Annotated in this window: 20 protein-coding genes, 1 tRNA gene and 1 pseudogene; 14 read left to right on the forward strand and 8 right to left on the reverse strand. The window is 71.5% G+C overall.

What is annotated here, in order from left to right:
• Positions 1-143 precede the first annotated feature (143 nt).
• A complete protein-coding gene (locus GQF42_RS19320; RefSeq protein WP_158921582.1) occupies positions 144-1,406 on the forward strand; it encodes a cytochrome P450 in 1,263 nt (420 codons plus the stop codon).
• Positions 1,403-2,191 carry an enoyl-CoA hydratase/isomerase family protein gene (locus tag GQF42_RS19325; protein ID WP_158921584.1) on the forward strand — a complete coding sequence of 263 codons (789 nt, stop codon included), beginning with the start codon at positions 1,403-1,405 and terminating at the stop codon, positions 2,189-2,191. The genes GQF42_RS19320 and GQF42_RS19325 overlap by 4 nt, the downstream gene beginning before the upstream one ends.
• 519 nt (positions 2,192-2,710) lie before the next feature.
• On the opposite strand, the gene GQF42_RS19330 is transcribed toward GQF42_RS19325, so the two are convergent.
• From GQF42_RS19330 to GQF42_RS19340, 3 genes are all read right to left on the reverse strand, one after another.
• Complete coding sequence (locus GQF42_RS19330) at positions 2,711-3,595, reverse strand: DivIVA domain-containing protein (RefSeq protein WP_233273387.1); 885 nt, start codon at positions 3,593-3,595, stop codon at positions 2,711-2,713.
• A 220-nt stretch (positions 3,596-3,815) separates the two neighbouring features.
• Positions 3,816-6,710 (reverse strand): SUKH-4 family immunity protein, encoded by a 2,895-nt coding sequence (locus GQF42_RS19335; protein ID WP_158921586.1) that lies wholly within the window; start codon positions 6,708-6,710, stop codon positions 3,816-3,818.
• A gap of 10 nt (positions 6,711-6,720) precedes the next feature.
• Complete coding sequence (locus GQF42_RS19340) at positions 6,721-7,731, reverse strand: SMI1/KNR4 family protein (protein WP_158921588.1); 1,011 nt, start codon at positions 7,729-7,731, stop codon at positions 6,721-6,723.
• Positions 7,732-7,991: 260 nt separating this feature from the next.
• On the opposite strand from GQF42_RS19340, the gene GQF42_RS19345 reads away from it, so the two are divergent.
• Both GQF42_RS19345 and GQF42_RS19350 read left to right on the forward strand, forming a co-directional pair.
• Complete coding sequence (locus GQF42_RS19345; protein WP_158921590.1) at positions 7,992-8,507, forward strand: YwqJ-related putative deaminase; 516 nt, start codon at positions 7,992-7,994, stop codon at positions 8,505-8,507.
• A gap of 61 nt (positions 8,508-8,568) precedes the next feature.
• On the forward strand, positions 8,569-9,102 hold the full coding sequence (locus GQF42_RS19350) for an SUKH-3 domain-containing protein (RefSeq protein WP_158921592.1): 534 nt from the start codon (positions 8,569-8,571) through the stop codon (positions 9,100-9,102).
• A 140-nt stretch (positions 9,103-9,242) separates the two neighbouring features.
• Here GQF42_RS19350 and GQF42_RS19355 read toward each other — a convergent pair whose 3' ends face one another.
• Positions 9,243-10,550 (reverse strand): sensor histidine kinase, encoded by a 1,308-nt coding sequence (locus GQF42_RS19355; RefSeq protein ID WP_158921594.1) that lies wholly within the window; start codon positions 10,548-10,550, stop codon positions 9,243-9,245.
• Positions 10,551-10,716: 166 nt separating this feature from the next.
• Here GQF42_RS19355 and GQF42_RS19360 point away from each other — a divergent pair.
• The 7 genes and pseudogenes from GQF42_RS19360 to GQF42_RS19390 all read left to right on the forward strand — a co-directional run bounded on the left by GQF42_RS19360 (position 10,717) and on the right by GQF42_RS19390 (position 16,448).
• Positions 10,717-11,602: pseudogene (locus GQF42_RS19360) on the forward strand (hypothetical protein).
• Positions 11,603-11,608: 6 nt separating this feature from the next.
• Positions 11,609-11,679 (forward strand) — tRNA-Gln (locus GQF42_RS19365).
• A gap of 134 nt (positions 11,680-11,813) precedes the next feature.
• Positions 11,814-13,262, forward strand: coding sequence for a bifunctional UDP-N-acetylglucosamine diphosphorylase/glucosamine-1-phosphate N-acetyltransferase GlmU (gene glmU / locus GQF42_RS19370; RefSeq protein WP_158921596.1), 1,449 nt, complete (start codon positions 11,814-11,816; stop codon positions 13,260-13,262).
• Positions 13,263-13,416: 154 nt separating this feature from the next.
• Positions 13,417-14,397: a ribose-phosphate diphosphokinase gene (locus GQF42_RS19375; protein WP_158921598.1), complete on the forward strand. Its 981-nt coding sequence runs from the start codon at positions 13,417-13,419 to the stop codon at positions 14,395-14,397.
• Positions 14,398-14,594: 197 nt separating this feature from the next.
• Positions 14,595-15,188 carry a 50S ribosomal protein L25/general stress protein Ctc gene (locus GQF42_RS19380; protein ID WP_158921600.1) on the forward strand — a complete coding sequence of 198 codons (594 nt, stop codon included), beginning with the start codon at positions 14,595-14,597 and terminating at the stop codon, positions 15,186-15,188.
• Between the two features lie 75 nt (positions 15,189-15,263).
• Positions 15,264-15,866 carry an aminoacyl-tRNA hydrolase gene (gene pth / locus GQF42_RS19385; RefSeq protein WP_158921602.1) on the forward strand — a complete coding sequence of 201 codons (603 nt, stop codon included), beginning with the start codon at positions 15,264-15,266 and terminating at the stop codon, positions 15,864-15,866.
• 75 nt (positions 15,867-15,941) lie between these two features.
• Complete coding sequence (locus tag GQF42_RS19390) at positions 15,942-16,448, forward strand: hypothetical protein (protein WP_199273073.1); 507 nt, start codon at positions 15,942-15,944, stop codon at positions 16,446-16,448.
• Positions 16,449-16,513: 65 nt separating this feature from the next.
• Here GQF42_RS19390 and ppc read toward each other — a convergent pair whose 3' ends face one another.
• On the reverse strand, positions 16,514-19,246 hold the full coding sequence (ppc, locus tag GQF42_RS19395) for a phosphoenolpyruvate carboxylase (protein ID WP_158921604.1): 2,733 nt from the start codon (positions 19,244-19,246) through the stop codon (positions 16,514-16,516).
• A 316-nt stretch (positions 19,247-19,562) separates the two neighbouring features.
• On the opposite strand from ppc, the gene GQF42_RS19400 reads away from it, so the two are divergent.
• Positions 19,563-20,573 (forward strand): acyl-CoA desaturase, encoded by a 1,011-nt coding sequence (locus tag GQF42_RS19400; protein ID WP_158921606.1) that lies wholly within the window; start codon positions 19,563-19,565, stop codon positions 20,571-20,573.
• Positions 20,570-21,247: a TetR/AcrR family transcriptional regulator gene (locus GQF42_RS19405; protein WP_158921608.1), complete on the forward strand. Its 678-nt coding sequence runs from the start codon at positions 20,570-20,572 to the stop codon at positions 21,245-21,247. The genes GQF42_RS19400 and GQF42_RS19405 overlap by 4 nt, the downstream gene beginning before the upstream one ends.
• A 118-nt stretch (positions 21,248-21,365) precedes the next feature.
• Here GQF42_RS19405 and GQF42_RS19415 read toward each other — a convergent pair whose 3' ends face one another.
• Together GQF42_RS19415 and GQF42_RS19420 are read right to left on the reverse strand one after the other, a co-directional pair.
• Positions 21,366-21,779, reverse strand: coding sequence for a VOC family protein (locus GQF42_RS19415; protein WP_158921612.1), 414 nt, complete (start codon positions 21,777-21,779; stop codon positions 21,366-21,368).
• 2 nt (positions 21,780-21,781) lie between these two features.
• Positions 21,782-22,606, reverse strand: coding sequence for a trans-aconitate 2-methyltransferase (locus GQF42_RS19420; protein ID WP_158921614.1), 825 nt, complete (start codon positions 22,604-22,606; stop codon positions 21,782-21,784).
• Between the two features lie 88 nt (positions 22,607-22,694).
• Here GQF42_RS19420 and tamR point away from each other — a divergent pair, with 88 nt between their 5' ends.
• Complete coding sequence (gene tamR / locus GQF42_RS19425) at positions 22,695-23,192, forward strand: MarR family transcriptional regulator TamR (RefSeq protein WP_158921616.1); 498 nt, start codon at positions 22,695-22,697, stop codon at positions 23,190-23,192.
• Here tamR and GQF42_RS19430 read toward each other — a convergent pair.
• Positions 23,151-23,918, reverse strand: coding sequence for a LuxR C-terminal-related transcriptional regulator (locus GQF42_RS19430; protein WP_158921618.1), 768 nt, complete (start codon positions 23,916-23,918; stop codon positions 23,151-23,153). The two genes, tamR and GQF42_RS19430, sit on opposite strands and share 42 nt — an antisense overlap.
• Positions 23,919-24,271: the final 353 nt, after the last annotated feature.

The following is a 24,271-nucleotide window of genomic DNA, read 5'->3' on the forward strand; positions in this document are numbered from 1 at the left end:
AGCTCACATGTGGCGGGATCGTGACGGCGGTGAAATCCAGCCACGGCATGTGACAGGAGCAACACGCAGAGGCGCATGATGCAGGAGGGGGGAAGGGTAGGTTCCGTCGGTAACGGTAGCGCCCAGCCACTAAGGAGCTTCGCGTGACCGCCGTCGGCGACATACGCGGCACCACCACGGACCGCCGAACCGTCATCTCCCTTCTGCGTCGCCTGCGTTCCCCCGAGGGGCAGGCCAACCCCCTGCCCGTCTGGAACGATTTGCGCGCCCTCGGTGACCTGGTTGCCGCCCCCTGGGGCGGCTTCTTCGTCACCGGATTCGAGGCCTGCAGCCAGGTCCTGCGCGGCAGGAACTGGCTGACCCCCGACTTCGACTGGCAGGAGCGCCGGCCCGACGCCGAGCGTTGGCATGCGCCTGCCACGCAGGAGATGACGCGGACCCTCTCCCGCCTCAACGCGCCCATCCACACGAGTCAACGCCGGGCCCTGGGAAACCTCTTCGACCGCCGCACCCTGGAGGACATGGAGCCCCAGGTCACCGCGCACGTCACCCGGCTCCTGGACCACCTCGACGAGGAACTGCGCACCCGGGGCGAGGCCGACTTCGCCGGCCTGGTCAGCGAACAGCTCCCGATCCACACCGTCGGCGGGTGGCTCGCCATCCCGGAGGAGCACTACCGCCACGTCCTGAGCTTCACCCACCGCCAGGTGCACGCCCAGGAACTGCTGCCGACCAAGAGCGAACTCGCCGTATCGGCCGAGGCCACGCTCGAGATGCGGGCCTTCTTCACCCGCCTGATCAGCGAGCGGCGCGCCCACCCGGGCAGCGACGTCCTGTCCGACTGGATCCGCTACTGGGACGTCGTGCACGCCGACGACCGCGCGGCCGCCGACCGGATGCTCTACGACCTGACGATGTTCATCACCATCGCCTCCCTGGAGACCACGGCGACCCTGCTGACCAACGCCGTCTGGTTCCTGACCGGCGAGCCCGCCCGGGCCGCGCGGCTGCGCCGCCACCCCGAGTACCTCGACGACGCCGTCGACGAGGTACTGCGCTACGACCCGCCGATCCACCTCAACTCCCGCTTCGCCGCCGAGGACACCGTCCTCGCCGGCGTGCCGGTCCCCAAGGACACCACCGTCCACGTCCTGTACGGCGCCGCGAACCACGACCCCCGCCGCAACGCCGAACCCCACGTCTTCGACATCCGGCGCCGCGGCAGCCACCTCACCTTCGGCGGCGGCGCCCACTACTGCCTCGGCGCGGGTCTCGCCCGGCTCGAGGCGCGCGTCCTGCTCACCGAAGTGCTGCGCCGCTTCCCCACGTTGCGGCCGATCGAACCGCCCGCCTACGCCCCTCGTATGGTCTTCAGACGTGCCACCAGCCTGAAAGTGACGACATGACCGCCCCGCCCCTCGCGCCGCCGACCGACCGGATACTCAAGACCCTGCGCGCCGAGCGGAAGGGTCCCGTCCTGACCATCGAGCTGAACGTCCCCGATCAGGGCAACGCCGTCACCGACGCCATGCTGGACGACCTGCTGGCCGTTCTCGACGACCAGGACCCCGCCGTCCGGGTCCTGGTGCTCCGCGCCGCCGGTGACGACTTCTGCCTCGGCGGCGACCGGAGCGAGTTCGCCGAGCACCTCGCCGACGACCCGACCGCGAGCGGCATCCGGCTGTCCGGCACCAAGGCGCGCCGCGTCTGCGACGCGCTCACCGCCAACCCGGCCGTCACCATCGCCCGGGTCCAGGGCAGGGCCATCGGCGCGGGCCTCGCCCTGGCCCTCGCCTGCGACCTGCGCGCCGGCGCCGACGACGCGACCTTCCGCCTGCCCGAACTCGCCCTCGGCCTGCCGACCGCCTGGGGCGGCCTGCTCCCGCGGCTGATCAGCGAGGTCGGCGCCGCCCGTGTCCGCGACCTCGTCCTCACCGGACGCGTCTTCGACGCCGCCGAGGCCGCGTCCCTGTCCGTCCTGCAGAAGACCGTCCCCGCCCATGAACTCGACACGGCCGTCGACGCCTGGGCCAAGCCCATCGTCCGCCGCCCCTCGGCCGGCCTGAGAGTCACCAAGACCCTCCTCAACTCCCTGACCGCCTCCGCCCGCCTCGCCGACGCCTCCGCCCTCGACGCCGAACTGATGGCGGCGGTGGTGGCAGAACAACACCGGGCACGCGGACACGCTTGAACCGGGGGCGGGGCAGGGGGGCTGAGGCCGGGGCCCGGGGCTGGAGGCCGGGGGCTGGTGGCCGATGGCCAGTGGCTGAGGGCTGGCGGCCGAAGGGGGACGGCCGGGGGCCGATGGCTGGTGGCGGTGCCGGTGGCGGTGGCGGTGGCCGGAGGCTGGCGACCGATCGCCAGTGGCTGAGGGGTGACAGCCGGGGGCCGATTGACCGGAGGCTGGCGGCCGGTGGCCGGTGGCAGCGGCCGGATGCTGGCGACCGACGGCCAGTGGCTGAGGGGTGACAGCCGGGGGCCGGCGGCCGGTGGCTGAGGGCCGGCGGCTGACAGCCGGCGGCTGAGGGCCGGTTCCAGGGCACCGAGTTTCACTGGACCGGGGGAAGCGGGTGCCGGGCGCCGGGCTCCCCGGCCCAGCGACCGTCCGCCGCCTGTCCGCCCGCCCGTCCGCCGCTCGCCCGTCCGCCGCCTGTCCGTCCGCCGCCTGTCCGCCCGCCCGTCCACCGCCTGTCCGCCCGCCCGCCCGCCGCTAGTCCGCCGCGCGTCCGGTCAGCATCGTCAGGCTGTTCTGCACGCTGTCCATCTGCTCGCGCACGACGTCCCAGGTCTCGCCGTGCTCGCGCAGCACCTGTTCCGTCTCCAGGGCGATGCGCTCCTCGCGCACGCGCGCGTCGGCGATGATCTCCACGGCACGCGCGCGTGCTTCCTCCTGGCTGCGGCCCGCCGCCTCCTTGGCCTCCTCCAGGGCCCGCTCCGCCTCGGACAGCGCGGCCTCGGCCCGGCTCATCCGCTCGGCGAACCGGGCGTCCAGCGCGGCGACCCGCTCGGCCTCCTCGCGCTCGGCCTCTGCCCACCGCTCGGCCTGCTCCCGGGACTGCTCGGCGAGCCTGCCGGTGGTGCGCTGCCGTGCTTCGCGCAACGCCGCGAGCGCCTCTGCGCGCCGTTGTTTCACCGCGCGCCGGGTGCCGATGCGCAGGTCGTCGGACTCAGTGCGTGCAGCGAGGAGCCGCTGGTGGGCGTATGCGTCCGCTTCCGCCCTCAGCGCGTCCGCCGCTTCCTGCGCCTCCCGACGTACGCTGTCGGCGCGCGCCTCGGCCTGCGCGACCAGCTCGTCCGCTTCGCGCCGCGTACGCTCCCGGAGATCCGCCGCCTCTGCCAGCACGTGCTGGAAGAGGCCCGCCGCGCCCTCCCCGAGCGCCTCGAACCCGTGTGGCGCAAGCCGGGCGACGACCTCGCGCATCCGCGCGGCCTCCTCCCCCATCTCCCGGGCGAGCACGGTCAGCCGTGCGGCCCGCTCCCACGCGGCGTCCCGGTCGTGCGACAGCGCCTGCAGAAAGGCGTCCACCTGATCGGGGCGGTAGCCGCGTCCCCGGCCGGTCGCGAAGCCGTACGGCGGCATCGATGCACTGCTCACCCTGGGAACCCCTCTCCACCGGACATGCACGACAGGTTGATTTCGCGCACATCTTGATGGATAGGGCGTAAGTGTTCATAACGCGACACTCCGCACTCACGTCACGCTCGAAGACCCGCACCGCCCTGCGCAGGCCCTCGAATGCATGGCAGCAGTACGCCCAAGTGCCCTTCACGCACGCGTGAAGGGCACTTGGACACTCACTCCCGGGCAGCCCGCGCTACAGCAGGCCGTCCCACATCTGCTCCAGCAGCACCGACCACCAGCTCTCCGGCGAACCGAGCGCCGCCGGGTCCAGGGCCGCCAGCTGCGCCTGGAAGTCGACGGTCCAGCGCCCGGCCTGCTCCTGGTTCAGGCCGTACCTGAGCCGCCACATCCGGCCCAGCAGCGCCAGACAGCGCGCGAACTCCGGCAGGCCGGTGTTCACGAACTGCGGCGGCACCGGTGCACCGCCCGGCCCCGCCTCCACAGGGACGGCCACGATGTTCGCGGTGCCGTACTGCACACAGATCGCCTTGCCGAAGTCGGTGCCCATCACGAGGTACGAGCCCGCGTCCGGCGCCGGCTGCACGCCGCGCTCGGCCGCCAGCTCCGCCAGCGTCGGCACCGGCCGGCCCGGCTGGGCCTGCGCCCAGAAGAACGGGCCCATGTCCACCGGCAGACCGGCCACGACCAGCATGTGCGCCACGATCGGTGGCACCCCCTGCCGCGACACCGCCTGCTGCTCGAACCGGAAGACCCCCGGCCCGAACGCCGCCGCCAGTTCCTGTGCGATCCCCTCCGGCGGGATCGGCGGTGTGGCCTGCACCGGCGGCAGCGGCGCCCGCACCGGCGCGGGCCGCGCGGGCCCGTCCGCCACCTGGTGCAACTCGCCCTGGTGCGCGAGCAGCTGCTGCATGCCCTGCTGCCGGCTCGCGTGGTCCGTGCCGTACGGCGCGATGCTCGCGATCCGCGCCTGCGGCCACTGCTCCCGGATCATCCGTGCGCAGTAGGCACCCGGCAGCTCGCACGACTCCAGCTCCGTGTGCAGCTCCAGCACCTGGTCCGGCGGCACGTTCATCGCCCGCAGCTCATGGAAGATCTGCCACTCCGGGTGCGGCGTACCCGGCGCCGACCGCCGGATCAGCTGCTGCTCCGACCCGTCCTGCGCGCGGTAGCGCAGCACGGCCTGATAGCCCGGGCCGACCGTCGGCTGCCCCGGCTGCGGATACCCGTACGCCGGCTGCTGCCCCGGAACGGGCCCGCCCGGCGGCATCGGCTGCGCAGCACCCGGAGGCATACCGGGGGCGCCCGGCGCACCGAGCGCGCCGGGGGCAGGCGGCGGCGGAGGCACGCCAGGCCCAGCCACCGGCGGCGCAGCCAGCACGGTCTCCGCATGGTGCACGGCACCCCGGCCACCGCCGGGCGCGCCAGGACCGACGGGAGCGCCCGGAGGCTGCGGCGCACCGGGGGCGCCCGGAGGCTGTGGCGCGCCCGGCGCGGGCGCGGGGGGCATACCCGGGGCACCGGGAGCCGCGGCTGCACCGGGCGCAGGCGGCATGCCCCCGCCCAACTGGCTGGGATCGGCCAGCACCGTGGCCGCATGGTGCACATGGCTCGGAGGCGCGGCGGGCGGGTTGGGGGCGCCCGGAGGCTGCGGCGCGCCAGGCGCACCCGGCCCCACGACCCCCTCCGGCCCGAGCGCCGGCGCGAACTGCGTCGGCGCATACGCGCCCGCAGACGCACCCGGCGGGGGCGGCGGCGTACTCCCCGGGCGGGCGCCCGGCGCTCCCGGGGCGCCCGGCGGCGGGGGCGGCGCACCCGCCCCACCGCGCGCCTTCTTCGGCGGCGGTGCGGCCTTGCTCGTCGCGGCGTCCGCGATGTCCCCCGCGTTCGCCGCGAGCTGCCGCCCGGAGCCTCCCGGATCCGCCGAGGCCTGCGGCGCGCCCGGCGCACCGCCCGGCGCCGGCGGGTAGCCATAGCCCGGGGCACCCTGCGGATAGCCGTACGAAGGAGCGCCCGCAGGCGCGGGCGGAGGTGTACTGCCCTGCGGGGCGACCGGCGCGCCAGGCATCCCGGGGGGCGGGAGCGGGGTGCCGGGCGCCGACGGATGGGCGGGTACGCCCGGCGCAGGCGTGCCGGACACGCCCGGAGCCTGCGCGTAGCCGTACGGCGGCGTGCCGGGCGGCGGGGGCGGCGGCGCGCTGCCCAGCGCAACGCCCGGCACGGCAGGAGCGGCAGGCGCCCCGGGCGCACCAGGCGCGCCCGGCACAGGCGGGACACCGGGAGCCCCCGGCGCACCGTCCGGGGCGGGCGGGCGTGCCGGCGTGCCCGGCGCAAAGCCCTGCGCTCCCGGCACGTTCGAAGCATCGAGCGCCGGCGCGACCGCCGTGGGCGGCAGCTGGCTGCCCCCCGACATCAGCGCCGTCTTCGCGTCCGGCGTGGACAGCGGCGGCCGGGCAGGCGCCTGGGGATCGCTCAACGGCGGCGCGAACACCGTCGCGGGCAACGGCACCGAACGGTCGTCCTCACCGGAGCCCGCGTTCGTGTCGGTACCGGTCCACGGCGTGGCACCCACCGGCACCTCCGCCGCAGGCACGCCTCCAGAAGCGGGCGAACCGGGTACGCCGGGCGCCCCCGCCGGCACTCCGGCCTGCGTCTCCGCAGGCACCCCGGCACCCGGCGAAACCCCAGCCACAGCCGCAGCGCCGCTGCCGGCACCCGTACCGGCACCGGCGCCCTCCGGGCGCCGCTCCCCGATGCCCAGCTTGTCCGCCGCCTCCTGCAACCACTGCGGCGGAGTCAGCAGGAACGACGTCTGGTTCAGGTCGACCCGGGCGGGCGCCGGCACCCCCGCCGCGTCCTGCGGGCCGTCGGGACCGCCGTACTCCTCCTCGAAGCGGCGGATCACCTCACCCACCGGCAGCCCGGGCCACAGCGTCGCCTCCCCGCTGTCCCGGGCGATCACGAGCCGCTGCGCACCCGCGTCCGAACGCGGCCCCTCCGCCCGGTCCTCGCCCCACACCACAAAACCCAGCTCGAACTCCCGCACCCGCACCTCACGATGCTGGTACGCGGGCACATCACCGTTGATCCACTCCTCGGCGCGCTCCTGCGCCTGCGCGTAGGTCACCATCGCCTGAAGCTCACTCCCCCACCGGACCGGACGACGCCGAACCGGAAGACACCGGAACGACACGGGCGAAACCCCCGTCGACCATCAGATTCGCCACCGTCTCCAACTCCGGCGGATTACCGGCCAGCCGGGACAGGAACGCGTCGAAGTCGTCACCCGCCGGCAGCAGCAACCGCTCCACCCGCTCCGCCGGCGACCACGACGGATCCACGTCACGCGCATCGTCGTACGCGCAGAACCACACCGAACCCAGCCGCTCGCCCTTCACCTTCACCGCGAGCAGGCCGCCCTGCACGAACGCGACGCCCAGATAGTCCTTCGTCAGATGGTCGCGCAGACACTTGTTCACGTACACCAGATCGTTGACCGCCGCCTCGTCCCGCACCGTGAAGAACGGCTGGTCCACCAGCAGACCCAACGCGGCGTCCAACGCCGTACCCACCGGCGCGCAACCACCCGCCGCCTTCAAGAACGAGCGGTACGCGCCCGGCAGCCGGTAGCCGAGATCCTCCTCGACGCCCTGCACCTGCGCCTCCGTCACCGCCACACCCGACTTCGGCAGCCCGAAATGCGCCGGCCGCGTCTCCTGCAACGGCCGCGTCCCCCGCTTGCCGTGGTCCACCGGCGCCGTGGTGATCCCACCGTGATGCCGCAGCAACGCCTTCACCTCGACCGGAATCAGCTCCAGCCGCCGCGCCCCCGGCACGTGATGCCACGTCCAGCCGTGCGGCGTCGCCACATCCGGCACCGTGTCCCACAACTCGTGCTCCGCCGCGGCCAACGCCGCGTTCGCCGACACATGGTCCGTCAGCCGCAGCTCGTCGACCCCGAACCCGTCCGGCGGCTCGGCGATCTCCACCGCCACGCGCGCGTACGGCGAGAAATCCGGGTAACCGCGCTCATCGACCCGTACTCCTCTCGGGTGACGCGCCGCCCGGACCGGATCCGGGAAGTGCACGACCTGCCCGGCGTAGGCCGCGTTCGGTGGCGCGGCTTGTTGCCCGAGCCGACCTGTCGTCATGGCGGTTGCCCCCTGCGGCGTTCTCTCTGGCCCTAGCGGCGGTGTCGATCGCGGATGGCGACAGCCTATGCGGTACGCGCACCCCGGTCACCGGCCCACCGCAACCCGGGGAAACCACCCCTCCGCTTCCGTCACCCGCCGTCACCCCACCGTGACGACCAGCCCGGACCCGGGCGTGTCGCACCGCCCCAGCTTCCCCACCAGCCACGGCATTTGGCACTCTGTGTCCTTCGGGGGAGGCCCGGGAGGGGAAAACGATCATGAATACCTTGCATACCGGAGGTACCGAATTGCGGGCCGGCGATCCTCGCATCGGCTGGAGCGGCACCGACACACCCCCCGCCCCCACCCTGCGTCACCGCCGCGACGGCATCCTGCCCACCGTCGCCGCCGCCCTCTCCGTCCGCGGCGCCACCCTCACCGGCACCGCCGCCCGCGGCGACACACCCCCCGCCCTGCACCCCCTCGTCCAGGACTTCCTCGACACCCTCACCAGCGCACAGCGCGACCGCTTCACCGGCCGCTGCGCCGAAACCATCCTCATCTCCCGGCACCTCACCGCCGCCGACGCCACCCGCAGCAAACGCGCCGCCCGCAAACCCATGACCAACGGCGAAGCCCGCAAAGCCCTCAAACACGCCAAACTCACCGCCCGCCGCATACGCGAGGACGGCGACCCCCTCCACGGCAACTTCGCCACCCCCTGCCGCGCCTGCACCGCCCTCAGCGCCCACTTCGGCGTCCGCATCGTCGACCCCACGGCAACCGACGGCTGAAAACCACCGTCAACCCCTGTACCACCGCCGCACCACCGCCAGCACGACGAACGAAGAGCCGATGCACCCCGACCGCGCCACCACCCCCAAGCTCCCCCACCACACCGAGCACGGGGCACCCCCAGCACGCTTCCCCGGACCCGTCGACACCGCCCTGCGCACCGCCGGCTGGCAACCCGGACGCTGGGACATAAAACAAGCCGAAATCTGGGCCGACGCCCTGCGCGAGCACGCCTCACCCGCCGGACACCGGCACACCGTCTTCCCCGCCGCCGTCGAAGCCTGGGCCGAATTCGGCGGCCTCCACATCACCCCCGGCGGACCCGGCCGCCAGATCGCCCCCGCCACCCTCCACCTCGACCCCCTGCACGGCCGCCACCTCGCCCGCACCCTCGGCGACCTCGGCCTCGCCCTCGGCACCGAACTCTGCCCCCTGGGCGAGGAGACCGACACCGCCGCCGCCCTCGCCATCGACGCCGAAGGCCGCGTCTACACCCTCGACCACACCGGCGACTGGTACGTCGGCCCCGACATCGACCACGCCCTCACCACCCTCATCACCGGCATCGAACCCGTACGCCTCACCGCCGGCTGACCCACCACCGCACAGCCCCGCAGAACTCCACACGCCCCAGGCGCACCCACACCACCGACCGGCCCTCACCCACCCGGAACAGACCCACCCGCCCCGAACAGGCCCACGCCCCCGGCACGACCGGAACGGCGGCGCCAGACCTACGCCGCCGGAATCACCGCCGACACCCGAAAACCCCCCGCATCCGTCGGCCCCGACACAAACACCCCGCCCAGCGCCACGACCCGCTCCCGCATCCCCACCAGACCGTTCCCACCCGACGGCAACCGCGCCGCCGACGCGGAACCCGGCTCCGGCGGCGCCTCGTTCTCCACCTGCATCGCGATCTCCGACACCCGATGCGCCAGCCGCACATGCGTCTTCGCACCCGCCGCATGCTTGTGGACGTTCGTCAACGCCTCCTGCACCACCCGGTACGCCGTCCGCTCGACCTGCGCCGCGTACGACCGCACCTCCCCCACCACCAACAGCTCCACGGCCATCCCCGCCGCCGCCGACTGCCCGATCAGGTCGTCCAGTTCCGACAGACACGGCCCGTCCTCCGCCACCGCCCGCGAAGCCGCCGCCGCAGCCGCCTCCCCCACCGCCGCCAACGGCACCCCCGCACCCCGCCGCACGCCCACCACGTCCTCACCGGCCCGCAGCACACCGAGCATCTCCCGCAACTCGGTCAGCGCCTGCCGCCCCATGTCCCCCACCAGCGCCGCGTTCTTCACGGCCTTCTCCGGATCCTTCCGGGCGACGGCCTGCAAAGCAGCGGCATGCACCACCATCAGACTCACCCGATGCGCGACGACGTCATGCATTTCCCGCGCGATCCGCGTCCGCTCCTCGTTGCGCGCCCACTCGGCCCGCTCCTCCGCCCGCTCCGCCAGCAACTGAAGCTCACGCTCCAGGCTGTCCGCCCGCTCCCGCAGACTCTCCATCAACCGCCGCCGCGCCCCCACATACAGCCCGAACAGCAACGGCGGAGCCGTCAGCCCCAACGACGTCGTCACCGCGGCGAACGGCTCGAACCAGTCACCCAGCGTCAGATCCCCCCGCGCCATGCTCTGCCGCACCCGCACGAACGTCACGATCATCGTGCCCAGCAACGACATCCCCGCCAGCGCGCCGATGATCCGCCGCGGCAGCTCGCACGACGCCAGCGTGTACAGACCGACGACGCCCATCAGGAAACCCATTTGGGCCGGCGTGATCGCGATGGCGACCAGCACGACGGCGATCGGCCACTTGCGCCGCACCAGCAGCGCCGAACCGGCGATCACCCCGAACAGGACCCCGACCCACAGCGGAATCCCCGCGTCCCGGGCGAAGGGCACGCCCTCCGCACCGCACTCCACGGCGGACATCAGTGCGAGACTCCCGTCGAGCGCCGCACTACGCCACCTGGCCCACCACCAGGGACCGGTCAGTCCCCTGGCACGCTCTTCCCCCGTCGTGGTCATGCGTCCAGCCTACGGGCGACCGGTACACCATTTCCGGCGACTTTCCCCACCCACCACACACCACACTCCGTAACCGGACGACCTCGAAACCCACCGGTATCCCTCGAACTGGCGAACCACACCCGTTCGACGCCGGAACGGATCATTCCGCCCGGACGGTATGTCCATGGCACATTCATTCGGCAAATACGCCGACTTCGAGACCCTCCGGGAACAGGCGGTCGCACTGCGCCGCTCCGGCCACAGCCTCCGGCAGATCCGCGACGAGCTGAAGATCTTCAACAACGACATCCTCAACCAGCTGCTGCAGGGCGAGCCACCGCCGGAGTGGACGAAGCGCCCGAACGCAAAGGACGACCTGCGCGAGAAGGCCCGAGAGTTGCGCAAGCAGGGGGGGGACGTACAACCAGATCCAGGCGGAGTTGGGCTGCTCCAAGAGTTCGGTGTCGCTGTGGGTGCGAGATCTGCCACACCCTGAGCCCAAGTGCACTCCGGAGGAACAGCGGGCACGTATGAACGCCGGGCTGGTCGAGCTGCGGGCTTCGCAGGACCGCGAGCGGACAGCCACCAAGCAGGCAGCGGCAGCGGCAGCGGCAGCGGCGATCGGCGGCCTTTCGGATCGGGAGCTGTTCATTACGGGCGTCGCCCTGTACTGGGCCGAGGGGACAAAGGACAAACCACACGCCCGCCGCGAGAGCTTGGAGTTCGTCAACAGCGACCCCGGGATGATCACCGTCTTCCTTGCCTGGCTGGACCTACTGGGCGTAGCAGGTGAACGCTTGCACTGCCGGGTCATGATCCACGAATCGGCAGACATCGACGCCGCCGAGCACCATTGGGCCGACCTCGTCGGGATCGACAGGGCACTCCTGGGCAAGACCACGCTCAAGAAACACAACCCCACGACCGTGCGCAAGAACACCGGGAACACCTACCGAGGTTGCCTCGGCATCGAAGTGCGCCAAGGAGCCGATCCGTACCGTCGCATCGAAGGCGCCTGGTACGGCATAGTAGGGGCTGTGGCCGAGACCGATCTAGGAAATCGGACATAAGAGTAATCCCGGGTCGTCTAAGGGCAAGACGTCAGATTTTGGTTCTGATCATGGGGGTTCGAGTCCTCCCCCGGGAGCGCACAGCACACACGACCTGAGTCCGGGTCCTGACCGGTGTCACCACCGTCAGGGCCCGCTCTCATGTCCGCCAGAAGTCACCCCGGTATCCTGCGGCTGTATCCCCACCCATCCAGAGCCGAAGGGCAACCCCGTGAGCGCCATCCGCCCGGCAGCCGTCGTCGTTCTCGCAGCGGGTGAGGGCACCCGTATGAAGTCGGCCACACCGAAGGTCCTGCACGAGATCTGTGGCCGTTCCCTGGTCGGTCATGTGCTGGCCGCCGCCCGCGAGTTGGACCCGCAGCATCTCGTCGTCGTCGTGGGCCACGCCCGTGAGCAGGTCGCCGCGCATCTCGCCGAGATCGACCCTGGTACCAGGACCGCCGTGCAGGCCGAGCAGAACGGCACCGGGCATGCGGTGCGCATGGGCCTGGAGGAGCTGGGCGGGGCCGTGGACGGGACCGTCGTGGTCGTGTGCGGGGACACCCCGCTGCTGACCGCCGCGACGTTGCAGCAGCTCGCCGGGACGCATGCCGCCGACGGCAACGCCGTGACCGTGCTGACCGCCGAGGTGCCGGACGCGACCGGGTACGGGCGGATCGTCCGTGACGACGCCACCGGTGCCGTCACGGCGATCGTGGAGCACAAGGACGCGACCGAGGCCCAGCGGGCGATCCGGGAGATCAACAGCGGGGTGTTCGCGTTCGACGGGCAGTTGCTGGCGGACGCGCTGAAGAAGGTGCGGACGGACAACAGCCAGGGTGAGGAGTACCTCACGGATGTGCTCGGGATCCTGCGGGAGGCCGGGCACCGGGTCGGGGCGTCGGTGGCGGGTGACCACCGGGAGATCGCCGGGATCAACAACCGGGTGCAGCTCTCCGAGGCGCGGCGGATTCTGAACGACCGGCTGCTGACGGCTGCGATGCTCGACGGGGTCACGGTGATCGATCCGGCTACGACCTGGGTGGATGTGACGGTCACCTTCGAGCGGGATGCCGTGGTGCACCCGGGTACGCAGCTGACCGGTGCCACGCATCTGGGTGAGGGTGCGGAGGTCGGGCCGAACAGCCGGCTGAAGGACACCGAGGTGGGTGCGGGGGCGCGGGTGGACAACACCGTGTCCGACTCCGCCCAGGTCGGTCCGCAGGCGTCCGTGGGGCCGTACGCGTATCTGCGGCCCGGTACCCGGTTGGGTGCCAAGGGCAAGATCGGTACGTACGTCGAGACGAAGAACGCCGCCATCGGGGAGGGCACGAAGGTGCCTCATCTCTCCTATGTGGGTGACGCGACGATCGGTGAGTACACGAACATCGGGGCGGCGAGTGTGTTCGTGAACTACGACGGTCAGGACAAGCACCACACCACGGTCGGGTCCCATTGCCGGACGGGTTCGGACAACATGTTTGTGGCTCCTGTCACGGTCGGGGACGGTGCTTACACCGCTGCCGGGTCCGTGATCACGAAGGACGTGCCGCCCGGTTCGCTGGCCGTGGCCCGTGGTCAGCAGCGGAATATCGAGGGTTGGGTGGCTCGGAAGCGGCCGGGGAGCGCGGCGGCGAAGGCGGCCGAGGCGGCGTCCCGGGAGGGCGGGAGCGAGGACTGACCGGAAACGTGTGCGCCAAACACGGCGTACCGTGATAAGTGCACATCCGCACACGTGCACCCGCACCCCTACCAGCTGGTTCGGCCTCTCACGCCCAGACGGCAGGCCGTACGAGCAGCCGGCTGGATGAGACAACCTCTGAGGAGACAGTGCTGTGACCGGGATCAAGACGACCGGCGAGAAGAAGCTGATGTTCTTCTCCGGCCGCGCCCACCCCGAGCTTGCCGAGGAGATCGCCCACCAGCTGGGTATCGGGGTCGTCCCGACGAAGGCCTTCGACTTCGCCAATGGCGAGATCTACGTCCGGTACCAGGAGTCGGCGCGTGGTGCGGACTGCTTTGTGATCCAGAGCCACACGGCTCCGATCAACCAGTGGATCATGGAGCAGTTGATCATGCTGGACGCGCTCAAGCGTGCGTCGGCCCGCTCCATCACGGTGATTGTGCCCTTCTACGGTTACGCGCGGCAGGACAAGAAGCACCGGGGTCGTGAACCCATTTCGGCGCGTCTGATCGCGGATCTGATGAAGACGGCGGGTGCGGATCGCATTCTGACCGTGGATCTGCACACGGATCAGATCCAGGGCTTCTTCGACGGGCCTGTGGACCATCTGTTCGCGCTGCCGCTGCTTGCCGACTACGTGGGCGAGAAGGTGGACCGGGACAAGCTGACGGTGGTGTCGCCGGACGCGGGCCGGGTGCGGGTGGCGGATCGCTGGTGCGACCGGCTGGGTGCGCCGCTGGCGATCGTGCACAAGCGTCGGGACAAGGACGTGGCGAACCAGGTGACCGTCCACGAGGTCGTGGGTGAGGTCAAGGGGCGTGTGTGTGTCCTGGTGGACGACATGATCGACACGGGTGGGACGATCTGTGCGGCGGCGGATGCGCTGTTCGCGCACGGTGCCGAGGACGTCATCGTCACGGCCACGCACGGTGTGCTGTCGGGTCCGGCTGCGGACCGGCTGAAGAATTCGCGGGTGAGTGAGTTCGTGTTCACGAACACGCTGCCGACGCCGGGTGAGCTGGCGGCGGACCTGGACAAGATCAAGGTGCTGTCGATCGCTCCGACGATCGCGAGCGCGGTGCGTGAGGTGTTCGAGGACGGCTCGGTGACGAGCCTCTTCGACGAGCAGTGAGGTTTCTGCACACCCGTCACCGGCGCTAGCCGTTGATCCTTTTGGGTACGGCCTTCCTTTCCGAGTAGACTGCTGCAGTTGCTCGGCGAGGGAGGCCGTACGTGTGTACGGCGGTCCGTTATCGACGCGCTCTTCGTAGCAGGCCGTTCGTGGCCGGGTGACCCCGTCCGTTTCTACCTCTACGAGGAGTGATCAGCATGTCCGAGGTGAAGCTCACCGCCGAGACCCGTACCGAGTTCGGCAAGGGTGCCGCCCGTCGCATCCGCCGTGACGCCAAGGTTCCGGGCGTTCTGTACGGCCACGGCACCGAGCCGCTGCACCTGACCCTGCCGGGCCACGACCTGCTGCTGGCGCTGCGTACGCCGAACGTCCTGATCTCCCTGGACATCGACGGCAAGACCAGCGAGCTGGCGATCCCGAAGGCCGTCCAGCGGGACGCGATCAAGGGCTTCCTGGAGCACGTCGACCTGCTGCTGGTCAAGCGTGGCGAGAAGGTCACGGTCGAGGTTCCGGTGCACGCCGAGGGCGAGCTGGCCGCGGGTGGCAACCTGCTGGAGCACGTTCTGAACGCGCTGCCGGTCGAGGCCGAGGCCACGCACATCCCCGAGGCCGTCACGGTCTCCGTCGAGGGCCTGGAGGCCGGTGCCTCCGTCCTCGCCAAGGACATCAAGCTGCCGGCCGGTGTGACCCTGGCCGTCGAGGAGGACGCGGTCGTCCTCCAGATCCTGGCCGCGCAGGCCGAGGAGACCGAGGGCGAGGCCGCCGAGGGCGAAGAGGTCGCCGAGGCCTGATCGCCGTAGGCGTCATCATCTGCTCAGCCGCTGCTCCCTGCTCCGGGGGCGGCGGCTGGCGCGTATCAAGGAGACATGGACGTGACCACCTCCGCCAGTGATCCCTGGCTGATCGTCGGGCTCGGTAATCCGGGGCCGGAGTACGCCATGAACCGGCACAACGTCGGGTTCATGGTGGTGGACCTGCTCGCGGAGCGGATCGGGGGGAAGTTCAAGCGGGCGGGCAAGGCGCAGGCGCAGGTGCTGGAGGGGCGGGTCGGTCCGGCGGGTCCGGCGAGCCGTCGGGTGGTGCTGGCGAAGCCGACGTCGTACATGAATCTGTCCGGTGGTCCGGTGAACGCGCTGAAGGACTTCTACAAGGTGCCGGTGGCGAATGTCGTGGCCGTGCACGACGAGCTGGACATCGACTACGGCGTGCTGCGGCTGAAGCTGGGCGGCGGGGACAACGGGCACAACGGTCTCAAGTCGATGACGAAGGCGATGGGGGCGGAGTACCACCGGGTGCGGTTCGGGATCGGGCGGCCGCCGGGGCGGATGCAGGTGGCGGACTTCGTGCTGAAGGACTTCTCGTCGGCGGAGCGCAAGGAGCTGGACTACTTCGTGGACCGTGCGGCGGACGCGGTGGAGTGTCTGCTGGCGGAGGGGCTGGAGCGGGCGCAGGGCGCGTACAACTCCTGAGGCCGGTCGCGTACAACTCCTGACATGTACTTCTACGGCGGACAGGGGAGTTGACCTGCTGTGCGGGTATGGCCAATGATCCCGGCCATGCCTGCCACAGCCACCACTGCTCGCCAGGTGTCCGTGTCCGCGTTGCGCTTCGGGCGGGTCGCGGTCATGGGCGCGGTCGCCGCGCTGATTCTGTTCGCCGGGGTGTGGGGGTCCTGGGGGACCGCGCAGTACGTGATGCTGGCCAAGGGCCGCGAGGCCGGTACGGTCCGGGTGGGCTCCTGTGCCGGGGGAATGTGCACCGGCCCGTTCACGCCGACGTCGGTGGGTGCGCGCGCACGCACGCGTGTGGAGCTGACGGAGTCCGTCGCGGTGCGCAGGGGGCGGACGTACGACGTCGTGCTGAAGCCGGGTACGTCGGACGCGGTGCGTTCGGGTCCCGCGGGGATCCTGTACGCCTGGCTGCCGCTCGGCGGGGCGTTGCTGCTGGCCTCGGTGGTGGTCGCGGGCGGGATGCGGCTGACGCGGGTGGCGTGGGTGCTGGGGCTGTCGGGCGGGGGGCTGCTGACGGCGGCGTTCGTGGCGGTCCAGTGAGCTGACACAGGGGTGCCCCCGGGGGCGTACGACCCCGGGGGCACCCTTGTGTTGTTCGCGGTCGGTCAGCCGGTGTTGCGCAGGCCTGCCGCCACGCCGTTGACGGTCAGGAGCAGGGCGCGGGAGAGCAGCGGGTCGGGTTCGGCGCCGGCGGCTGCCGCGTCGCGCTGGCGCTTGAGCAGGGTGACCTGGAGGTAGGAGATGGGGTCCAGGTAGGCGTCGCGGATGGTGAAGGTCTGCTTGAGGACGGGCTGGGCGTCGAGCAGTTCCTGCTCGCCGGTGATGCGCAGCATCTCGCGGACGGTCAGCTCGTGCTCGGCCTTGATGGTGTCGAAGACGTGCTTGAGTTCGTCGGGGACGAGGGTGTCGACGTAGTGCTGGGCGATGCGCAGGTCGGTCTTCGCGAGGGTCATCTCGACGTTGGAGATGAAGTTGCGGAAGAAGTGCCACTGCTCGTGCATCTCGTCGAGCACGCTGTCGAGGCCCGCCTCGCGCAGGGCCTTGAGGCCGGAGCCGACGCCGAACCAGCCGGGGACGATCTGCCGGGACTGGGTCCAGCCGAACACCCAGGGGATGGCGCGCAGGCCGTCGAGGCCGGCGCCGGAGTCGGGGCGTCGCGAGGGGCGGGAGCCGAGGTGCAGGTCGGCGAGCTGGTCGACGGGGGTGGAGGCGAAGAAGTACGCGGGGAGGTCGGGGTCCTCCACGAGCCTGCGGTAGGCGGCGTGGGCGGCGTCGGAGACGACGTCCATCGCCGCGTCCCAGCGGGCGAGGGCCTCGTCGGACTGGCGGGGGGCGGTGTGCAGGGCGGAGGCCTGCAGGGTGGCCGCGACGGTCAGTTCCAGGTTCTCCCGGGCGAGGGAGGGGATGAGGTACTTGTCGGAGATGACCTCGCCCTGCTCGGTGACCTTGATCTCGCCCTCCAGGGTGCCCCAGGGCTGGGCGAGGATGGCGTCGTGGGAGGGGCCGCCGCCGCGGCCGACGGTGCCGCCGCGGCCGTGGAAGAGGCGTAGGCGTACGCCGTAGCGGTGGGCGACGTCGCGCAGTCGGCGCTGGGCGCGGTGGATCTCCCACTGGCTGGTGGTGATGCCGCCGAACTTGGAGGAGTCGGAGTAGCCGAGCATGACCTCCTGGACGTCGCCGCGCAGCGCGACCAGGCGCCGGTAGGACGGGTCGGAGAGCATGTCCTCGAGGATGGTGTCGGCGGCCTTGAGCTCGTCGGTGGTTTCCAGGAGGGGCACGATGCCGATCTTGGCCCAGCCGGCGTGCAGGTCGATCAGGCCGGCCTCGCGGGCGAGGACGGCGGCGGCGAAGACGTCGTCGGCGCCCTGGCACATGGAGATGATGTAGGACTCGATGACCTCGGGGCCGAAGATCTCCAGGGCCTTCTTGACGGTCTCGAAGACGCCGAGGGTCTTGGCGCCGGCCGCGTCGACGGGCGCGGGGGTGGGGGCGAGCGGGCGGCGGGAGCGCAGTTCCTTGGCGAGGAGCCTGGCGCGGTACTCGCGGGGCATGTCGGTGTAGCGCCAGGACTCCTCGCCGAGGCGGTCGAAGAGCTGGCCGAGGGCGTGGTGGTGGGCGTCGGCGTGTTCGCGGACGTCCATGGTGGCGAGCTGGAGGCCGAAGGCGGCCAGGGTTCGGATGACGCGGCCGAGGCGGCCGTCGGCGAGGAGGCCGCCGCGGTGTTCGCGCAGCGAGGTCTGGATGAGGCGGAGGTCGCCGAGCAGTTCGCCGGTGCCGAGGTAGTCGCGGCCCGGCTCGTGCGCGGTGCCCTTGGCGAGGCGCTGCTTGGTGTTGAGCAGCTTCTGCCGGATGCAGGTGGCCTTGAGCCGGTAGGGCTCCTCGGCGTTGAGCCGCTTGTAGCGGGGGCTGATCTCGGGCAGCCGCTCCAGGTCGGCGTCGAGGGAGTCCAGCAGTTCGCGGGTGGCGCCGGCGTAGCGGATGGAGTTGGAGAGCAGGCCGCGCAGCTCGTCGATCATCTCCACGGCGTCGTTGATGCCGTGCTCGTGCTGGAGGATGAGGACGTCCCAGGTGACCTGGGGGGTGACGTTGGGGTTGCCGTCGCGGTCGCCGCCGATCCAGGTGCCGAAGGTGAGGGGGCGGGTGTGGTCGGGGAGCTTGACGCCGACGCGCTCCAGCTCGGCCGTCAGGTCCTCCAGGACGTCGCCGACGGCGTCGGCGTGCAGCTCGTCCAGGTAGTAGATGGCGTTGCGGGCCTCGTCGGCGGGCTCGGGCCGCACGACGCGCAGTTCGTCCGTCTGCCACACCAGGTCGATGTTCTCGGCGAGGCGGACGTCGTGGCGGCGGCGGTCGGAGTCGAGGACGGGGGTGTCCAGGAGGGCGGCGATGCGCCGGAGCTTGTTCAGTACCGAACGGCGTGCGGCTTCGGTGGGGTGTGCGGTGAAGACCGGGCGGACGTTGAGGTTCTGGACGGTCTGCTTGAGGTGCTCGGGGTCGGCGTCCTTGAGCCGGTCGGCGGTGCGGGCGAGCAGGCCGCCCTCGGCGGCGCGCCGGGCGCGCAGCTCGCGGCCTCGGTGCACCTGCTCGGTGACGTTGGCGAGGTGGAAGTAGGTGGAGAAGGCGCGGACGAGCTTGGCCGCGGTCTGCAGTTCGGTTCCGCGCAGCAGCTCGGCGGCGGCCTCGCCGTCCTCGCGGGTGAGGCGGCGGACCTTCTCGACCAGGTCGAGCAGCTCGGGGCCTTCCTGCCGTACGAGGGTCTCGCCCAGGAGATCACCCAGGCGGCGGATGTCGGCGCGCAGCTCGCTGCCGGTCGTGGTGGTCTGGTCGTCGGCACTGCTCACAGGTGCGGCTCCTTGCAGTGTTGAAGCTCGTCTGGGAGGGAACCCGGGCGGCTGCCACGCGGCGGGAGCCGCATACGGGCCTGAGCGTCCGGGAAGGAAACTTCAGCGGACCGCGCTGTCCGACCGAGTCCAAGGATAGGTGTCCGCGTGGACGCGCAGGCTGTCGGGCTCTTGCCGGGGCTCGACACGCTGCCATACTTACGACGCCGTAGGTTACGGAACCGTAGGGACGTACCGTCCGCTCCCGTCCGGTCCCCGCGGCCCGGCTACTGCCCCGACCCCCGACCCCCGACCCTCGACCCCCCAGGGGACGCGCATGACCTCGACGAGTTCCGATGTGATCGAAGAAGCCCGTAAGGCCACCGGCACTGCCGCTCCTTCCGCCACGCTGGGCGGTGAGCAGAAGCGTTCGCTCGAGCAGATCACGCTGCTCCTGTTCATCATCGTGCCGTTCCTGGCACTGGTGGCGGCGGTGCCGCTGGCCTGGGGCTGGGGGGTGAGCTGGCTGGATCTGGGCCTGCTGGTCTTCTTCTACTTCCTCGGGTGCCACGGCATCACGATCGGTTTCCACCGGTACTTCACGCATGGTTCGTTCAAGGCCAGGCGGCCCCTGCGGATCGCGCTGGCGATCATGGGGTCGCTGGCCGTCGAGGGGCCTTTGGTGCGCTGGGTGGCCGATCACCGCAGGCATCACAAGTTCTCCGACGCCGAGGGCGACCCGCACTCTCCGTGGCGGTTCGGGGAGACGGTTCCTGCGCTGATGAAGGGCCTGTGGTGGGCTCACATCGCCTGGATGTTCGACGAGGAGCAGACGCCGCAGGACAAGTACGCGCCGGATCTGGTCAAGGACCCGGCGATCCGGATGATCTCCCGCCAGTTCGTGATGTGGACGGTCGTGTCGCTGGCGTTGCCGCCGCTGGTCGGCGGCCTGGCGACGATGTCCTGGTGGGGCGCGTTCACCGGGTTCTTCTGGGGTTCACTCGTCCGGGTGGCGTTGCTGCACCATGTGACGTGGTCGATCAACTCGATCTGTCACGCGGTGGGCAAGCGGCCCTTCAAGTCGCGGGACCGCTCGGGCAACGTGTGGTGGCTGGCGGTGCTGTCCTGCGGGGAGTCCTGGCACAACCTGCATCACGCCGACCCGACCTCGGCGCGGCACGGGGTGATGCGCGGCCAGGTCGACTCCTCGGCCCGATTCATCCGCCTCTTCGAGCTGCTCGGCTGGGCGTACGACGTGCGCTGGCCGTCACGCTCCCGTATCGATTCGCGGCGCAACACCGGTGATGACGGCTCCCAGCGCCGGAAGGTGAGCGCCGAGGCGGCATGATTGAGGCCGTGGCGACCGACTCCAGCAGCACTTCCAGCAACGACAAACCGCGGCGGACCCGCCGGACCCGGATGACCGGCGCCGAGCGCCGCCAGCAGCTTCTGGAGATCGGTCGCACCCTCTTTGCCGCGAAGGGTTTCGAGGGCACCTCGGTGGAGGAGATCGCGGCGAAGGCGGGCGTGTCCAAGCCGGTGGTGTACGAGCACTTCGGCGGCAAGGAGGGGCTGTACGCCGTGGTGGTGGACCGCGAGATGGGCCGCCTGCTGGACATGGTGACCGGCAGTCTGACGGCCGGCCACCCGCGTGAGCTGTGCGAACAGGCGGCGTTCGCCCTGCTGGACTACATCGAGGAGTACACGGACGGTTTCCGCATCCTGGTCCGCGACTCCCCCATCCCGCAGTCCACGGGCTCCTTCGCCTCCCTCATCTCGGACATCGCGACGCAGGTGGAGGACATCCTGGGCCGCGAGTTCAAGAGCCGGGGCTTCGATCCCAAGCTCGCGCCCCTCTACGCCCAGGCGCTGGTCGGCATGGTCGCCCTGACCGGTCAGTGGTGGCTGGACGTGCGCCGCCCGAAGAAGGCGGAGGTCGCGGCGCATCTGGTGAACCTGGCGTGGCACGGGCTGGACGGACTGGAGCAGAAGCCACGGCTGATAGGGCACCGGAAGAGCTGAGGTCCACCGGAGAAGTGGCACTGATGGGCAGCTGGATCCGCCCAGGCCGCTCCCGGCCCGCTGACCTTGTCCGACGTGCGGCACACGGCCGCGGGACCAGCATCTTCACCGACCACGGTCACGTGGCCGCGTTCCTCGTCCCGCCGCAGGTGGAAGCGGATCTCGAGTACGGCCCGACCGGCTCCAGGAACTCCAGCCGGTTGCCCACCGGATCCAGCGAGTAGAAGCGCAGATGGCCGGGGAGGTTGTCGTCCCAGGTCACCGGCGCACCCAGCTGCTCCAGCCGGGCCGCGTACTCCTCGATCCTCGTCACCCTGAGCCCCGGATGCGCCTTCTTCGCCGGCCGGAAGCCGTTCTCGATGCCGACGTGGAGCTGGACGTGGCCCGCCTCGAACCAGCAGCCGCCGCGCGCCGCCAGCACCGGAGGCTTGGGGATCTCCGTCATGCCGAGGACGTCGACGTAGTACGCCCGCAGTGCGTCCTCCGAGCCGGGCGGGGCGGCCAGCTGCACGTGATCGACCGCGATGAGCATGCTCAGGCCTCCTGCACGGCGACGGCGAACAGCCGGCGGAACGGCAGGACCGTGCCGTAGGGCGCGCTCGGGTAGGCCTCGCGCAGCAGGTCCCGGTACTCGGTGAGGAAGGCCTCCCGCGCCTCGGGGTCGTCGGCGAGCACGGTCAGGGCGGGCCGCAGACCGGTGCCCTTCACCCAGTCCAGGACCGGGTCCTCGCCCTGCAGGACATGGAAGTACGTCGTCTGCCACACGTCGGTGGCGCAGCCGAGTCGGGCCAGGCGGTCCAGGTAGGCGCCGGGGGTGTGCACGGAGTCGGTGCGGCGCAGGACGTCGGCGAGGCGGGCCTTCCAGCGGGGCGTGCCGGCGAGGTCGCGCATCAGGGCGTGCAGTGGCGCGTCGATGTTGTCCGGCACCTGGAAGGCGAAGGAACCGCCGGGGCGCAGGCCGGCGACGAGGTCGGCGAACCGGTCGGCGTGGCCCGGCACCCACTGCAGGGTCGCGTTGGAGACGATCAGGTCGTAGGGCTCCGCGGGCGTCCAGGTGCGGATGTCGGCGGCGGCGAAGTCCAGCCGGCCGCCCCCGGCCGTGGGGCCCGCGTGGCCGGTGTGGGCCGCGTCGAGCATCTCGGGCGAGTTGTCGTATCCGGTGATGTGTGCGCCGGGCCAGCGTTCGGCGAGCAGGGCGGTGGCGTTGCCGGGGCCGCAGCCGAGGTCGGCGATGCGTGGTGCCGCCGTGGGCAGGGCGGGGACGCGGGCGAGGAGGTCGGCGAAGGGGCGGGCCCGGTGCCCGGCGTGCCGCAGGTACTGACCGGGGTCCCACACGGGGTTCGTCCTGGGGTTCGTCATGCCCCTACTGTCCCCTTCCCTTTATCTTGATGTCAAGAGACTTGAAGTCAAGAGACTTCATGTCGACACAACCACTACACTGATCGCCATGGAGGACGAGGTCGATCGGCTGGTCGCAGCGTGGCGCCGGGAGCGCCCGGACCTCGACGTGGAGCCGCTGGAAGTGCTCAGCCGGGTGAGCAGACTGGCCCGGCACCTGGACCGCGCACGCCGGCTCGCCTTTTCCGAGCACCAGCTGGAGCCCTGGGAGTTCGACGTGCTGACCGCGCTCAGGCGCGCGGGCACGCCCTATCAGCTCTCCCCCGGCCAGCTGCTGACCCAGACGCTCGTCACGTCGGGCACGATGACCAACCGGATCGACCGGCTGGCGAAGAAGGGCCTGGTGGAACGGCTGCCCGACCCGAGCGACCGGCGGGGCGTGCTGGTCCGGCTGACCGACACCGGCCGGGACCGTGCCGACCAGGCGCTCGCGGGCCTGCTGGAGCAGGAGCGGGCGATCCTCGCCGAGCTGTCCCGCGGCCAGCGCGCCGAACTGGCCGGGCTGCTACGCCAGTTGACCGCCCCGTTCGACAACATCCCCGGCTAGCTCGGCCGGGCCGACGCCCGCGCGCCGGGCGAGCGCCACGGCGGCCAGCGTGGAGTGGACACCGAGCTTGCCGAGGACGTTCTGCATATGGGTGCGCACCGTGTGCGGAGACAGGAACAGCCGCTCGGCGACGGCCTTTCGGCCCAGCCCAGCGACCATGCAGCGCAGCACCTCCCGCTCCCTGGGCGTGAGGGACTCCACCAGTTGCTCGCTCTCGGTGCGGTGCCGGCGCGCGGCCGTCAGCTCCTTCAGCACGCCGGTGAGCAGGGCGGGCGGCAGATGCGTCTCGTCGCGCAGCACCCCCCGGATCACCGTCAGCAGCCGCGACAGCGAGCAGTCCTTGGCGACCCACCCCGAGGCACCGGCCTGGAGGGCGAGCGCCGCCCGCTGGGGATCGTCCTTCTCGGCGAGCACGACGATCCGCACGCCGGGCTGGGCCGCGCGCACGCCCGCGACCAGCGAGATCCCGTCGACGAGCCCTTCCTCGTTGCCCTCCCGCACGGGCACGGCCGGGCGGCTGCCCGGGACGGTGCCGCCCAGGTCGGCGTCGGCCAGGAGGACGTCGTAGCGACGGCCCTCGGCGGCGGCGCGCTCCAGGCAGCGCAGCGCGGCGGGGCCGCTGCCGGCGGCGGAGACGTCGACGTCCGGCTCGGCGGCCAGGGCCGCGGCGAGCGACTCGGCGAAGATCCGGTGGTCGTCCACGACCAGGACTCGGATACGAACCACGAAACCCCCTTCCCCGGGCTCCGCGCGGAGCTGGGGACACCCAAGGTTTGGACAAGCCCGGCGGCAATCCGGCCCATGCCGGACCGGCGGTCGGCCGGTCCGGAAACGACCCGGCCGTCAGCCGGTCCACAGACCGGAAAAAGCCCGGAGAACGAGAACGACGACCCGCACGGGTACGACACCCACGCAGAGGGCGCGCACCGCACGGCCGCCGCCGTCGCGGAGACTGCTACCCCCACCGCGGGCGTCGTACCCGCATGTCTCGCCCCCTGATCGGCACCGGCCCCCACCGGTGCTGCTCCTCAGAGTACGGATGCGAGCACGCAGCGGAAGCCGATTTGCAGAACTGGCTG

The sequence above is a fragment of the Streptomyces broussonetiae genome (assembly GCF_009796285.1).
In the GTDB taxonomy this organism is placed as follows: domain Bacteria; phylum Actinomycetota; class Actinomycetes; order Streptomycetales; family Streptomycetaceae; genus Streptomyces; species Streptomyces broussonetiae.

What these genes read in the sequence shown, in the direction of transcription:
- GQF42_RS19390 (WP_199273073.1), top strand. Translation starts at nt 15,942, where the DNA reads ATGATCCCGGCCATGCCTGCCACAGCCACCACTGCTCGCCAGGTGTCC.
- GQF42_RS19350 (WP_158921592.1), top strand. Translation starts at nt 8,569, where the DNA reads ATGCACCCCGACCGCGCCACCACCCCCAAGCTCCCCCACCACACCGAG.
- GQF42_RS19400 (WP_158921606.1), top strand. Translation starts at nt 19,563, where the DNA reads ATGACCTCGACGAGTTCCGATGTGATCGAAGAAGCCCGTAAGGCCACC.
- GQF42_RS19345 (WP_158921590.1), top strand. Translation starts at nt 7,992, where the DNA reads ATGAATACCTTGCATACCGGAGGTACCGAATTGCGGGCCGGCGATCCT.
- GQF42_RS19325 (WP_158921584.1), top strand. Translation starts at nt 1,403, where the DNA reads ATGACCGCCCCGCCCCTCGCGCCGCCGACCGACCGGATACTCAAGACC.
- GQF42_RS19380 (WP_158921600.1), top strand. Translation starts at nt 14,595, where the DNA reads ATGTCCGAGGTGAAGCTCACCGCCGAGACCCGTACCGAGTTCGGCAAG.
- GQF42_RS19335 (WP_158921586.1), bottom strand. Translation starts at nt 6,710, where the DNA reads ATGGTGACCTACGCGCAGGCGCAGGAGCGCGCCGAGGAGTGGATCAAC.
- tamR (WP_158921616.1), top strand. Translation starts at nt 22,695, where the DNA reads ATGGAGGACGAGGTCGATCGGCTGGTCGCAGCGTGGCGCCGGGAGCGC.
- GQF42_RS19405 (WP_158921608.1), top strand. Translation starts at nt 20,570, where the DNA reads ATGATTGAGGCCGTGGCGACCGACTCCAGCAGCACTTCCAGCAACGAC.
- GQF42_RS19355 (WP_158921594.1), bottom strand. Translation starts at nt 10,550, where the DNA reads ATGACCACGACGGGGGAAGAGCGTGCCAGGGGACTGACCGGTCCCTGG.
- GQF42_RS19420 (WP_158921614.1), bottom strand. Translation starts at nt 22,606, where the DNA reads ATGACGAACCCCAGGACGAACCCCGTGTGGGACCCCGGTCAGTACCTG.
- GQF42_RS19415 (WP_158921612.1), bottom strand. Translation starts at nt 21,779, where the DNA reads ATGCTCATCGCGGTCGATCACGTGCAGCTGGCCGCCCCGCCCGGCTCG.
- pth (WP_158921602.1), top strand. Translation starts at nt 15,264, where the DNA reads ATGGACGTGACCACCTCCGCCAGTGATCCCTGGCTGATCGTCGGGCTC.
- GQF42_RS19340 (WP_158921588.1), bottom strand. Translation starts at nt 7,731, where the DNA reads ATGACGACAGGTCGGCTCGGGCAACAAGCCGCGCCACCGAACGCGGCC.